12 protein-coding genes are annotated in these 13,199 nt (G+C 38.5%); 8 read left to right on the forward strand and 4 right to left on the reverse strand.

Going from position 1 to position 13,199, the window contains the following annotated elements:
- Positions 1–473 precede the first annotated feature (473 nt).
- Positions 474–1,772, forward strand: a complete 1,299-nt coding sequence (locus AW17_RS02060) for an MFS transporter (RefSeq protein WP_029274429.1) — start codon at positions 474–476, stop codon at positions 1,770–1,772.
- A gap of 316 nt (positions 1,773–2,088) precedes the next feature.
- On the opposite strand, the gene AW17_RS02065 is transcribed toward AW17_RS02060, so the two are convergent.
- Entirely contained in the window at positions 2,089–2,469 is a 381-nt protein-coding gene (locus tag AW17_RS02065; protein WP_029274430.1) for a VOC family protein, read from the reverse strand.
- A 121-nt stretch (positions 2,470–2,590) separates the two neighbouring features.
- Between AW17_RS02065 and AW17_RS02070 the strand changes: the two genes are divergently transcribed.
- From AW17_RS02070 to AW17_RS02085, 4 genes are all read left to right on the forward strand, one after another.
- Entirely contained in the window at positions 2,591–3,871 is a 1,281-nt protein-coding gene (locus tag AW17_RS02070; RefSeq protein WP_029274431.1) for a replication-associated recombination protein A, read from the forward strand.
- A gap of 28 nt (positions 3,872–3,899) precedes the next feature.
- Positions 3,900–5,408, forward strand: a complete 1,509-nt coding sequence (locus AW17_RS02075; protein WP_245234992.1) for a DUF5687 family protein — start codon at positions 3,900–3,902, stop codon at positions 5,406–5,408.
- 2 nt (positions 5,409–5,410) lie between these two features.
- A complete protein-coding gene (locus tag AW17_RS02080) occupies positions 5,411–6,103 on the forward strand; it encodes an ABC transporter ATP-binding protein (protein WP_029274434.1) in 693 nt (230 codons plus the stop codon).
- A gap of 177 nt (positions 6,104–6,280) precedes the next feature.
- Entirely contained in the window at positions 6,281–6,958 is a 678-nt protein-coding gene (locus AW17_RS02085; protein WP_029274435.1) for a YiaD family glycine zipper/OmpA-like lipoprotein, read from the forward strand.
- A gap of 793 nt (positions 6,959–7,751) precedes the next feature.
- Here the strand turns inward: AW17_RS02085 and AW17_RS02090 are convergent.
- Positions 7,752–8,102 carry a hypothetical protein gene (locus tag AW17_RS02090; protein ID WP_029274436.1) on the reverse strand — a complete coding sequence of 117 codons (351 nt, stop codon included), beginning with the start codon at positions 8,100–8,102 and terminating at the stop codon, positions 7,752–7,754.
- A 105-nt stretch (positions 8,103–8,207) separates the two neighbouring features.
- On the opposite strand from AW17_RS02090, the gene AW17_RS02095 reads away from it, so the two are divergent.
- From AW17_RS02095 to AW17_RS02105, 3 genes are all read left to right on the forward strand, one after another.
- Complete coding sequence (locus tag AW17_RS02095; RefSeq protein WP_029274437.1) at positions 8,208–9,233, forward strand: Gfo/Idh/MocA family oxidoreductase; 1,026 nt, start codon at positions 8,208–8,210, stop codon at positions 9,231–9,233.
- Positions 9,234–9,310: 77 nt separating this feature from the next.
- Positions 9,311–10,084, forward strand: coding sequence for a M90 family metallopeptidase (locus AW17_RS02100; RefSeq protein WP_029274438.1), 774 nt, complete (start codon positions 9,311–9,313; stop codon positions 10,082–10,084).
- A 1-nt stretch (position 10,085) separates the two neighbouring features.
- Positions 10,086–10,991 carry a DUF6263 family protein gene (locus tag AW17_RS02105; protein WP_029274439.1) on the forward strand — a complete coding sequence of 302 codons (906 nt, stop codon included), beginning with the start codon at positions 10,086–10,088 and terminating at the stop codon, positions 10,989–10,991.
- Positions 10,992–11,110: 119 nt separating this feature from the next.
- Here the strand turns inward: AW17_RS02105 and AW17_RS02110 are convergent, their stop codons facing one another.
- Positions 11,111–12,097: an alpha/beta fold hydrolase gene (locus AW17_RS02110; RefSeq protein WP_029274440.1), complete on the reverse strand. Its 987-nt coding sequence runs from the start codon at positions 12,095–12,097 to the stop codon at positions 11,111–11,113.
- Positions 12,098–12,364: 267 nt separating this feature from the next.
- The gene (locus tag AW17_RS02115) at positions 12,365–13,198 is read right to left on the reverse strand and encodes a GIN domain-containing protein (RefSeq protein WP_029274441.1); all 834 of its coding nucleotides are present in this window, start codon (positions 13,196–13,198) and stop codon (positions 12,365–12,367) included.
- Position 13,199 lies beyond the last annotated feature (1 nt).

A 13,199-nucleotide genomic window follows, 5' to 3' on the forward strand; every position in this document is an offset into this window, starting at 1 on the left:
TTAGTCCAGAGAAAGCGATTGAAATTGCAAAAACTATTTATTCATTGAAGGTTCTTAATCCATTAAATAATGAAGTGGTCGAGCAAACTTTAATCTTGAATGAAGAGCAGAAATACTTAAGCCAATTATTCAACTTTTGAAACTGGGTGTCCCAGTGCGGAAGACAGGTGAGGTCGGGATGAAAAACAACTCCGCTCTTTCTTTATAAAATTATCATATTTTTGATTAACAACTGTTATAACCTGAGTTCGATTATTAAATCTCACTTTGTGACGTTTTAATCAAGTTTTCAGTTAAGGCGGTCGTCACCCTGAATTTATTTCAGGGTCTTTCACGCTAAAAAGATGCTGAAATAAATTCAGCAGGACGATAAAGCTGGATTAGGCGTGTATAAGATATGATTTTCAGCTAATAATTATCGAACTCAGGTTTATAGATTTAAGTTTCATTCAATCAATATCCAATCATTCTACATGGAAGAAGCATTACAACAGAACGAAATTAAAGATATAGAATATCGGTTAAAATCTATATTTGGCGGTTCGGTGGGTAATCTTGTGGAGTGGTACGATTGGTATACCTATTCTGCTTTTGCGCTTTATTTCTCTCCTGCCTTTTTCCCGAATAGCAATCCAACTGCACAGTTATTAGATACTGCAGGTATTTTTGCCGTAGGCTTTTTAATGCGGCCTATCGGTGGCTGGTTGTTTGGCAGCATTGCCGATAAGTTAGGCAGAAAAAGATCGATGACACTTTCTGTTCTCATTATGGCCATTGGGTCATTAATTATCGGTTTAACTCCAGGTTACAAACAGATTGGAATTGCAGCACCGTTACTACTCATTTTTGCAAGATTGATTCAGGGGTTGAGTACTGGCGGCGAATACGGTACTTCTGCCACTTACCTCAGTGAAATGGCCACTAAAAAACATAGAGGCTTTTATTCAAGCTTTCAATATGTAACCCTGATCGGTGGGCAATTATTGGCCTTAGGTATTCAATTAATTTTGCAAAACTGGTTGCTTACACCTGCCGAACTGCATGAATGGGGCTGGCGGATTCCATTTTTTATCGGCGCCATACTTTCTTTCATCGCGCTGTACCTACGTAGACATATCGACGAAACCTCAGCTTTTAAAAGCAAAAACTCGGCAGACAAAAAAGGTGGCATTGCGGTACTGATGAAATATCCAAAAGAAGTTTTTACCGTAGTAGGCTTAACTTTGGGCGGAACGATTGCCTTTTATACATTTAGCACTTACATGCAGAAATTTCTGGTTAATACGGTACATCTCAGTAAAGAAACCTCCACAACATTATCATTCATTTCTCTGTTGGTTTTTGCCGTTATGCAGCCGCTGTTTGGCCTGTTATCCGATAAAATTGGGCGTAAACCTTTATTAATTGGTTTTGGTGTGCTGGGTACTTTATGTACTTATCCAATTTTAACCGGTTTGGCTGGAGAAACCAATACTACTATCATATTCTTGCTGATGATTGGCGCTTTGATTATCGTGAGCGGTTATACGAGTATTAATGCTGTAGTCAAGGCAGAACTGTTCCCTGCCGAAATCAGGGCTTTGGGTGTGGGTTTACCATATGCTTTAACTGTTGCCATTTTCGGTGGAACGGCAGAATATTTTGCGCTATGGTTTAAGAACATCGGTCACGAAAATTATTTCTACTGGTATGTAACCGGATGTATTTTAATCTCGTTGATTTTATATACCACGATGAAAGATACGAAACACCATTCGAAGATTGAAGATTAATTTCTTGAAACTTAATACAATACGGGGCGTCATTTCCAACTTGATTGGGAATCTTAATGCAATCAAAACAGCCCTTTTTTGGTAATGAAATGTTGAGGTGTCAGTCTGAGTCTGTCGAAGGCTTTTCTTTAAACAACTTAAATAGTCCTCGTTTGTAACGAGGATTATCGAGATCTGCATTTGTAATGCAGATAAACAAACCAAATGGCGATAAAATCGCCTTTCTCCTCCATCCTCGTTGCAAACGAGGACGATGAAAGCGTTACCATCTCCGTGTCAATCTGTGCTTCCGTGGCAAAAAGTCTTTGCGAGGAGTTTACAAATAATTACTCACTTCAATTAAATTCATATCCGGGTCGCGGAGGTAAATAGAGATGATTTTCCCATTGGCGCCAGTGCGTTCTACAGGCCCTTCCTCAATTTCGATGCATTTTTCTTTAAGTTCCTGTATCACTTCGCGTAAGGGGAAATCGGTAATAAAACATAGATCGGCTGTTCCGGGCATGGGTTTGAAAGCTTTTGGTTCAAACTCACTTCCATATTGGTGCAGGTTAATTTTCTGATTCCCAAATTTCAAAGCCTTTCTGTTTTCGGCAAATTCAATAATTTCCATTCCCAGGGCAAGGCTGTAAAACCTGCAAGTGCTTTCTAAATTGGCAACCGTTAGTACCAGGTGATCTAAGTTTTTAGTGTCCATAGTAATAAATTAGAACTAAAGCATTCGTCCTTTTGTTTTAACAACCTGGGATTTATGCTTTCAATATTTGGTTAGTAAATTATCGACAAACAAAATACTCAATTTTTATATATTTACCATTATGGAAAACCTGCCTCCTTTAGCCGAACGTATGCGCCCTCAAAATCTCGATGAATATGTTGGTCAACAGCATTTAGTTGGAGAAGGTGCGGTTTTACGCAAAGCGATCGAAAGCAGTCAGCTCCCTTCCATGATTTTTTGGGGACCTCCAGGTGTGGGTAAAACAACCTTGGCCTATATCATTTCGCAGGCACTAGATCGCCCGTTTTTTAACTTAAGCGCCATTAACAGTGGTGTGAAGGATATTCGGGAGGTAATTGATAGGGCCGCACAGCTGAAGGATAGTTTTTTAGGCCTACCCATTTTGTTTATTGATGAGATTCACCGTTTTAGTAAATCGCAACAAGATAGTTTATTGGGGGCAGTGGAAAGAGGCTTGGTTACCTTAATTGGTGCAACGACCGAAAATCCGTCTTTCGAGGTGATCTCCGCTTTACTTTCCCGCTGTCAGGTTTACATTTTAAAATCGTTAACCGAAACGGAGTTAGCGGGTTTATTGGAAACAGCTATTAAAAAAGATAGCATTCTCTCAGAGAAGAATATTACTATAAAAGAGCACGAAGCATTGATCCGTTTATCGGGTGGTGATGCGCGGAAATTGTTAAACGTGCTCGAAATTGCCATTAATGGCATCGGTGGAAATAAAATTATACTCACCAACGAAAATGTACTGGCGCATGCACAGCAGAACCTTGCGTTATACGATAAAGCCGGAGAGCAACACTACGATATCATTTCGGCCTTTATTAAATCCATCCGTGGCAGCGACCCCAATGCAGCTGTTTATTGGCTGGCTCGAATGATAGAAGGGGGTGAAGATCCACTTTTCATTGCCCGTAGATTGCTGATCTTGTCTTCAGAAGATATTGGCAATGCCAACCCTAATGCCCTGCTTTTGGCCAATAATTGTTTTACTGCAGTAAATGTAATCGGTTATCCGGAGGCGCGGATCATCTTATCGCAATGTGTAACCTATCTGGCCAGTTCGCCTAAAAGCAATGCAGCTTACGAGGCCATTAACAAAGCACAGGCCTTGGTTAAACAGACAGGAAATTTGCCTGTGCCTTTGCATATCCGTAATGCACCGACCAAATTGATGAAAAATATCGGTTATGGAAAAGATTACCAATATTCGCACGGATACGAAGGCAATTTTTCACCACAAGAATATTTTCCAGAAGAATTAAGTGGCACAAAACTCTACGATCCGGGGAAAAACCCTGCAGAAGAGAAGTTGCGTGAAAAGCTTAAGCAGAACTGGAAAGACAAATACAAGTATTAGTGTAACATTTTCTGTCGAATGACTACTAATGAGTATATTAACCACATTAACATCTAAACTAAATATGCTGAGTACTTTTTTAAGCCATCAAAGAAAATCTTTCTGGCGTTCGCGGAATAAAGGCGGTAGTATTGCTACACAAATCATTATTGGTTTTTTTATGCTTTATTTTCTTGTTGTTGCAGTGGGGATTGGCTTTGGTATGACAATTTTTCTCCCAAAAATTTTCCCCAATCAAACTGTAATGACAAGCTTCAACGGAATAATTTTATATTATTTCGCATTCGATTTTTTGATGCGGTTACAGCTTCAGGACATCCCGACACTGAGCATCATTCCTTATTTGCACCTCAAGATACCAAAGCGTAAGATCATCAATTTTTTAAATGCAAAGGCACTTTTCTCGGCCTTTAATTTATGGCCATTTTTCTTGTTTTTTCCGTTCATATTCATCGAGATATGGAGTATAGATGGTGCGTTAGTTGCAGTAATGTACATTGTCGCTATCCTCTCCATAATGGTATTTAACAACTATTTTATACTATACCTTAAGCGTAAATCGATCACCAATGTATTGTTTACCTTGGTTGGTTTGGTTATAATCGGCGTGTTTGCCGCCTTAGAATATTATAAGGTGATTTCTATCATGGTCGCATCTAACTTTGTTTTTAGCGAGATGGCCGATAAACCTTATTTGGGGCTTATCTTTCCAGTTATAGCATCTGTAATTTTTATCCTCAATTCTAATTACCTGCGCAGAAATCTTTATGTAGAAGAATTAGGTTCGAAACAGGAGAAGAAAGTAAGTACTGATTATGCTTTTTTAAACCGATTTGGGAAAGCTGGCGAATTGGCTGCACTAGAACTCAAATTAATTTTAAGGCACAAACGGCCGCGTTACTCGGTATTTATGGGGCTGTTCTTTTTATTATATGGATACCTCTTTTATAAGGCCCCGTATATTGCAGCAGATTCTTTTAGTAAGATGATTTTTGCGGCAATTTTTATGACGGGTTTTTCTGTACTTAGTTATGGCCAGTTTATGTTTGCGTGGCAAAGCTCACATTTTGATGGTTTACTCATAAATAAAATCGACTTTAAAGATTACATCAAAGGCAAGTTTTTACTCTTTACTATAATGTGTACCATAACAACTATTTTAGCCAGTTTTTATGGCTTTTTAAGTCCAAAACTTTTATTATTACACTTAGCGGCATATCTGTATAACATTGGCTTCTGTACAGTTCTGGTTTTGTATTTAGCCACTTTTAATTACAAACGGATTGATATCACAAGAAGTGCTAGCTTTAATTTTCAGGGTATGGGCGCTACCCAATGGATTTTAATGATCCCTTTTATACTTATTCCCTATCTTGTTTATTTGCCTTTTGGTTATTTAAACAGGCCGTACCTGGGTTTAATGACAATCGGCTTTTTTGGCCTTATCATGTTATTCATGCGAGCTTACTGGGTTAACTATATTGCAAAAAGATTAGAATTACAACGTTATAAAATAGCCGAAGGCTTTAGAGAATAATTATGATTTTAGAAGTTAAGAATTTACAAAAAGTTTATGGCGATAAAACCGTTGTAAACATCGAGGATTTGCAGATTACCGCAGGCGAAACCGTTGGCTTAGTTGGAAATAACGGCGCTGGTAAAACCACTTTCTTCCGGATGCTTTTAGATTTAATCCGCCCAACCAATGGCCAGGTTTTATCAAAGGGCGAAAATGTAATGCACAACGATAACTGGAAAAACTATACCGCATCGTTTTTGGATGAAGGTTTTCTGATCGATTACCTAACTCCAGAGGAGTATTTCATTTTTATTGGCAGTTTGCATAACTTAAGTGTGGCTGATGTTTCTGCCTACCTAAACCAATATGGCGAGTTTTTTAATGGCGAAATATTAAACAGTGGAAAATACATCCGCGATTTTAGTAAAGGAAATCAGAATAAAGTAGGAATTGCGGCTGCCCTGATGCAGAAGCCGGAAATCTTAATTTTAGATGAGCCTTTTGCCAACCTCGATCCAACCACGCAGATCCGTTTAAAGAAATTGTTGAAAGAGCAGACAGGCAACATGACTACCTTTATTTCCAGTCATGATTTAAATCACGTTACCGACGTTTGTAACCGGATCATTTTGGTTGAAAAAGGGCAGGTAATTAAAGATTTTAAAACAGACGAAAATACATTGAAAGAGTTGGAGAGTTATTTCTCTGCCTAGTTTTTGTACTAAGAATGATACATTATCGAAGAGTCTCCATTAATTCGGGACTCTTTTTTTGTGCGTATAATTTTTATTTAGGCTAAAATTTGGTCAAAACAGACAGAAAATCCAGTTCGGTTACTTTTTGGCATTGTGTTTGAATATAAGGAGTAGAAATTATAAATCTAGATTATTATGAGTATTTCAAAAGTAAGAATAGCAACATTAAGTATAGGGTTAGCAGTAGGTTCGATGGCATTCCAAAGTTGTGATAGTTTAACTAAAACACAAAAAGGAGCTGGTATTGGTGCTGCAGCTGGCGGTGTTATTGGTGCATTGATCGGTAAAAAAGCCGGTAATACAGCAGTTGGCGCCTTAATTGGTGGTGCTATTGGCGGTACAGCGGGAGCTTTTATCGGCCGTAGAATGGACAGACAGGCAGCTGAAATTCAGAAAGCTATTCCTAACGCAGAAGTTATTCGTGAAGGTGAAGGAATTATTGTAAAATTTGATAGTGGTATTTTATTCGATTTCGATAAAACGGCTTTGAAAGATGCGGCTAAAACAAACATCCAGAGTTTAGCTTCTTCATTAAATCAATATCCTGATACTGATATCAAAATTATCGGTCATACCGATAGCCGTGGTACAGAACAATATAATATGGGCCTATCAGAAAGAAGAGCAGCAGCGGTTAAAGCTTATGCGGTTTCTCAAGGTGTTCCATCATCAAGGTTAGTTACCATTGGTAAAGGTTTTGCTGAGCCAATTGCAGATAACGAAACCGATGCAGGCCGTGCAGCTAACCGTCGTGTAGAGATTGTAATCGTTGCTAACGATGCATTAAAAGCGACAGCACAAAAACAAGGATAATATCGCAATTTCCCTCTACCTATGAGGTCATTATAAATGCAGCCCCGGTGTACATCCACCGGGGTTTTTTGTTGCCCCATGAAACTTACGAAGTCGGCTTGGGCTGGGAATCTGATAGACTTCGTAAGTTTTCTTGCAGAGTTAGTTGTGGTGCCGGATGTTACCATCTGACACTGTTAGTGTATATTCTTTAGTCTTTTGAAAAGCAGGTTCCTCTGTCTATCGGTTCCGAAAGCCCCGCCATTCGCTTTACCTCACTACGTTCGGTGCTCGCTGCTGTCGGGTTTAGTTGACTTGGGTTTGTGCTGCTTGGGTAAGTTGGATTACTGTGTTGATGTGGTGTCTGATGTTACCATCTGACACTCGATTAATAAATTTAGTCTGTTTTTTGAAAATCAGGTTCCTGTGCTCGTCGGTTCCGAAAGCCCCGGTATTCGCTTTACCTCACTGCGTTCGGTGTTCGCTGCTGTCGGGTTTAGTTAACTTGGGTTTGGTGCTGGGCAGGCCAAACTTCCGAAGTTTCGCTTAGCCCAAACCGAGGCTAACTTCGGAAGTTTTCTAACCGCCCTGCAACCCCAAATACTTGCATGAATGATCTAAACGGGATTGAAGCGACATCCTCCCGATCCCGATTCTTCATCGGATTGGGAGATATAGCGAAAAGGTACTGATATTAAAAAAAGCAAATGGCCTTGCTTTCCAAAAAGAAAGAATCGTACTGTGCAGTCAGATGTTACCATCTGACTGGGTAAATCTGTGTCAGATAGAAATATCTGACACCACGGTAAGGAAGTTAATCCGCCGAATAAATATCTTCGAAATAACTTACCACGAGCGATTTCATCAGCATTTCCTGCTCGAGCATGGTATAAGGCGGAATTGCTTTAATTAACTTCCAATGTGGCCAACCATCCTGATCCAAACCCTCAAGCTCATAAAAGCCCATTTCGCTCAATAAACGGCAAGTTGCTATGTGCATCAGCTCCTCTTTTTGGCGTTTGCTGTATTTTTTTGGCCCTTTGCCCAATTCCTGAACACCAATTAGAAAAAGCATTACTTTTAAGTCAGGAAAATCCGAATCAAATTCCTTCGAAATCTTTTCCTGTAAAACTTTCCACTTGGCATTAATCTCCGACGGCTTCATATCTGGCAAAGATAAGGTAAAAAGGTGTAAGGCCTAAGTAAAAGCTTTGCAGTTTTAACATTAAAGCTTGAATCGTAATTGTATTTTTAGCTACATTTATAACCTATGGATACGAATATCAATAAAACAATTAACGCGGGTTTATTAGCTTATGGCATGTCGGGGCAAGTTTTTCATGCTCCCTTTTTACAGGCACATAGCGGGTTCAATTTAAAGGCTATAGTAGAACGCAGCCATAAAAATGCAGTTAATGATTATCCCAATATTACAAGTTATAATAGCGTTGATGAGCTTTTAAATGATACCGAAATAGAATTGGTTGTTATTAATACGCCCAATAATCTTCATTATGAGCATTCGAAAGCAGCATTAACCAGGCATAAACATATTCTGGTTGAGAAACCATTTACGGCAACAGCTGCACAGGCGAAAGAACTTTTTGAACTTGCCGATAGCGTAGGGAAGCAAATCTTTTTCTACCAGAACCGTCGTTGGGACAGTGACTTTACCGCTGTGAAAAAGGTGATTGAAAGCGGTAAACTGGGTAAGCTGGTTGAAGTTCATATGCGTTACGATCGCTATCGTAATGTGATTGGGCCTAAGGCATTTAAAGAAAACCCGGTAGAGGCCAGCGGACTTTTATACGATTTAGGCCCGCACCTTTTAGATCAGGTAATCAGCCTGTTTGGCAAGCCATTAAGTTTCCATAAAATACTGGGTAAGAATAGAGTAGGTACTTTGGTAGACGATTATTTCTCGATCCAACTGAGTTACCCTAATAGTTTGTATGTTTTTGTTACTTCGAGCATGTTGGTGGTAAACCCACAGGCGGGGTTTATTTTACATGGCGTAAATGGAAGTTTTATTAAACAAAGAACGGATATTCAGGAAGAACAGTTGCTGGCGGGTATGAAATTAACCGATCCGCGCTATGGCATTGAGTCTGCAAGTAAAGATGGTTTATTAACAACTATTGATGCTGAAGGCCATAAAACTGAGGAGACAATTCCATCAGAAGTAGGAAGTTATTTACCGCTTTTCGAAGCTGTTTATCAAGCCATAAAAAACAATAAACCCTACCCGGTTACACGTGAGGATGTTTTGATCCAATTAGAAATTATCGAAAGCTAACCCTTATCTGTCCATCTGTTAAATTCTTATAATCACCCTAAATCTGTGCAATCCTTTAAATCCGTGTAATCCTTATTATGAACTCGCTTCCACTTGCCTACTTAATTCCTATTTTTCTAATTGCCCTTTATCTTATCCTTAAAAAAAAGAAGGTTACTGTTGAGCCTTTAACGGATGTAGACAAAAAGATACTGGATGACTATGTAGGGTTTTACCATAATCTCGATTCGACCGATAAGATGAGGTTTGAGCAGAAAGTGGCCGCGTTTTTCAGCACGGTTAAGATCGAAGCGGTGGGTTTAGAAATGACAACATTAGACGAATTGCTGATTGCCTCAAGTGCGGTTATCCCCATTTTTGGTTTTGATGATTGGCAATACAAAAACTTAACCAGCGTTTTATTGTATCCGGATACTTTTAATAAAGATTTCCAGTTTGAAGGTAGCGAAAGGAATATTATGGGCATGGTAGGAACTGGTTATATGAATGGACAGATGATTTTATCACGTTCGGCCTTGCGACATGGTTTTTCTAAAAGTGCAGGGAAAGAAAATACGGCTATACACGAATTTGTGCACCTTTTGGATAAATCTGACGGCGCAACAGATGGTGTTCCAGAGAATTTAATTGCACATGAATATACTTTGCCCTGGATTAAGATGATGCATGAAGAAATGGAAAAAATTGAAGACAATAAATCGGATATTAACCCTTATGCCATTACCAATCAGGCTGAATTTTTTGCTGTGGTTTCTGAATATTTCTTCGAAAAACCTGAACAGTTAAGGGAAAAACATCCGGAATTATATTTTCAGTTAAGCCGCATTTTTGCACAACAGCCTGCAGGTTAAAATGGTCAATTATCAAATAAAAATAGTTACAATAATCATCTGGAGCCTGGTCTCTATAACTGCCTTTGCACAGAAAACCTATGTGTTAAGACAAAATTATCCAACGGGCTATAAGTACGATTTCACACTTACTTCCGAACAGATCATTAACCAGAAAATTGCTGGCCGCGATGTACATTTAACCCAAAGCATTGGAACGGATTATACTTTTGATATTACCGAAGGTCATAGCGGTGAAAAGGATGTGAAAGTAATATACAACAGAATTTTTATGAAATCTGTAGCAATGGGTAATACCATGACCCTTAAATCCGATGATCAGGATAGTACCAAAAAGAATCCTTTTAGCGGCTTAAAAGGAGCTTCTTTTTATATGACTGTAGCCCCAAATGGTGCGATTAAAACAGTTGCTGGTATTGATAAAATGCTCGATAATATGGCGGCCAGGATGACTAAGGATACCAGTCAGGTTAAACAGATTAAAAATGCTTTAAGTAAACAATTTAGCAACGAGGTGATAAAACAGACCATGGAATCGTCATTTAAAATTTACCCTGATAAACCCGTTAAAATAGGCGACAGCTGGACGGTTGATACCAAAATGCAGATGAGCATGCCGATTGAAACGATTACACAATACACATTGAAGGAAGTGAAAGATGGTATTGCTATTTTAAGCGTAAAAGGAACATTAGTCTCAAAAGGAAATTTTGAAGTGATGGGCAACAAAATGGAAACTGATTTACAAGGAACCAACTCGGGAGAAACCTCACTTGATATGAAAACTGGAATTGTACTTAACAGCCACCTCCGTGTTGAGCTGTATGGTAAAATGAAATCGATGGGGCAGGACATAGATTTCGAAATGCAAGGTATTAATAAAATTGTAGGGAAAGAGGTTAATTAAAAATTAAGTTCGGTATTCCTGCTGTCAGTCTGAGCCTGTCGAAGACCCTTAAAAAAATCACGAAAGATTTTCCTTCGACAAGCTCAGGATGACATCCTTCGTGATTTGACTTCTTCGTATTACAAACTACCAGTTAACGCCACCAAAAACTCCGTCGGAATCTCGATATGCGGAATATGGCCACAGGCATCAAATTCGATAATTTTAGCGCCGATAATTTTAGCTGCGGTCTGCTTTCCTAAAAGTTTATATTGCCCGTGTAAAGCCTGTTGATCTGGCGTAAGCAGGCCTTTGCCGACGATCGTTTTATCTTCTTTTCCGATAAATAAAACAGTAGGTACCTTTAAGTTCTGAAATTCGTATACCACAGGCTGTTCATAAATCATGGTATAAGTTAACGCGGCAACTTTAGCCCAACGCGGGTAGTCGGAACTATTGGTTACCCCTCCCGCAATGCTCACCAGGTATTCGTATTCAGGTTTCCAATACGTAAAGTAAGAGCCCTGGTAATATTTACGAACACTTTCTGCTGTGGTTTTAAGTTCCGTTTGGTACTGCTGCGCTGTGGTGATATAAGGAATGAAAGTTTTATAATCTTCTAATCCGATTGGATTTTCGAGCAAAAGTTTTTCAGTCGTTTCCGGATACATCAAAGCAAAACGTGTAGCCAGCATACCGCCCATACTATGACCTAAAACTACGGTTTTTTGAACGCCTAACGTATCTAGTAGTCGTTTATTCCAGCTAGCCATTTGGTGGAAACTGTAATGAATAAATGCTTTTGATGATTTACCAAAACCAATTTGATCAGGTACGATAACCCGGTAACCGATATTGGTTAGGGCTTTAATTACGTTGCCCCAGTAATAACCACCGAAATTTTTTCCATGGAAAAGGATTGCTGTTTTTCCGTTGGCTGCTGCGGTGGGCGCAACATCCATATAGGCCATTTTAATATCTTGCCCTTCGGTATTGATAGGAAAATATTTAACCGGATATGGGTATTTAACGTTATCAAGGGTGATAGATAGGGTGTCTATTTTTTGTGCATGTACATGGCTAAAAACGAACAGGCTGAGGGCAAATAAAAGAAAAAATCTCTTCATAATGGGGGTAATGATGTAAAACTAAAAAGCTAATCGGCCCAAGTTAAACTTTTGCCAATTAGTTAGCTTAAAAATCATGCCCTTTTTAAATAACGAGAATAAAAGATGTTTGTAAATACATTAAATCGTAAAAAAACGAGTGTATCATAAAATAGAGTTGTCATCCTGAGCTTGTCGAAGGAACTGTTTAAATGCTTTTGATAAAGCGTTTCGACAAGCTCAACGTGACAGGGCTTGAATTTAACCTATAGTATAGCTTCATTAAAATTATTTCTTAAACATTTGCTTTAAGTATTTTACAGGCATTTGAACTTTTGTTTTATCCGAAAAGTCACCTGAAATATTGTTAATCATAACATTTTCTAGCGTAATTTCAGACGTATTGAAGGTGTTGATTGTTAGATTGTCAATGCTGTTCTTTTGATCTCCTTTAATGTCAACTGATGAATCTTTACAGTTGATATTAAGGTTTTTATAAGAACTGTTAGATGAATAAAAAGACGCGCTATCAAGATTTACATTCAATTGTTTGATGTCTGTTTGATTAATTACTCTCGTAATTTTCTCATTTACGCTAAATGTTATCGGCGTGCCAAGGCTTAGCGAGCCAGATCTTTTCATATTAATGCTTAATGTATCCGCTCTTGCTGTTAGAACTACGCTCGAAAGATTATTTAGGTTAAGTGCATGAATATTTGGGCTATAAACTACTATAACAATGGTGTCGCCTGTATGGGATCCATCAAGTTTGTCATCAAAATCGATTTGTAATACACCGCTGTTGTCTACATTAAATTTAATATCATCCTTAATATCTTCCGGTACTTTTACTCCGTACATTTCACTTTCAATGAAATGTAATTCTAGAAATACTCTTTTTCCATTATTGATGTTAATAGTGCTAAATTTGGTTTTTATGGGTATTGAAGCCCTATTTGCTGTTTTCTTTTCAAAAGGTTCTGAGTTCGCTACTTGAGTGTCTACAAAGCTCCCACTGGTAGATGCAACATAGTTCATTTTAATATTTACAGCTACAACTATAATCGGTATAACAATTAATAGTACCGCCAGGCTAATTAATAATTTATTGCTTGTTTTCATG

It is taken from the genome of Pedobacter borealis DSM 19626 (genome assembly GCF_000708285.2).
Taxonomy (GTDB): domain Bacteria; phylum Bacteroidota; class Bacteroidia; order Sphingobacteriales; family Sphingobacteriaceae; genus Pedobacter; species Pedobacter borealis.

Bases quoted from the DNA above. Each gene is read 5' to 3' on its own strand.
- AW17_RS02085 (WP_029274435.1), top strand. From the start codon at position 6,281: ATGAGTATTTCAAAAGTAAGAATAGCAACATTAAGTATAGGGTTAGCA.
- AW17_RS02110 (WP_029274440.1), bottom strand. From the start codon at position 12,097: ATGAAGAGATTTTTTCTTTTATTTGCCCTCAGCCTGTTCGTTTTTAGC.
- AW17_RS02100 (WP_029274438.1), top strand. From the start codon at position 9,311: ATGAACTCGCTTCCACTTGCCTACTTAATTCCTATTTTTCTAATTGCC.
- AW17_RS02090 (WP_029274436.1), bottom strand. From the start codon at position 8,102: ATGAAGCCGTCGGAGATTAATGCCAAGTGGAAAGTTTTACAGGAAAAG.
- AW17_RS02115 (WP_029274441.1), bottom strand. From the start codon at position 13,198: ATGAAAACAAGCAATAAATTATTAATTAGCCTGGCGGTACTATTAATT.
- AW17_RS02095 (WP_029274437.1), top strand. From the start codon at position 8,208: ATGGATACGAATATCAATAAAACAATTAACGCGGGTTTATTAGCTTAT.
- AW17_RS02065 (WP_029274430.1), bottom strand. From the start codon at position 2,469: ATGGACACTAAAAACTTAGATCACCTGGTACTAACGGTTGCCAATTTA.
- AW17_RS02070 (WP_029274431.1), top strand. From the start codon at position 2,591: ATGGAAAACCTGCCTCCTTTAGCCGAACGTATGCGCCCTCAAAATCTC.
- AW17_RS02075 (WP_245234992.1), top strand. From the start codon at position 3,900: ATGAGTATATTAACCACATTAACATCTAAACTAAATATGCTGAGTACT.
- AW17_RS02060 (WP_029274429.1), top strand. From the start codon at position 474: ATGGAAGAAGCATTACAACAGAACGAAATTAAAGATATAGAATATCGG.
- AW17_RS02080 (WP_029274434.1), top strand. From the start codon at position 5,411: ATGATTTTAGAAGTTAAGAATTTACAAAAAGTTTATGGCGATAAAACC.
- AW17_RS02105 (WP_029274439.1), top strand. From the start codon at position 10,086: ATGGTCAATTATCAAATAAAAATAGTTACAATAATCATCTGGAGCCTG.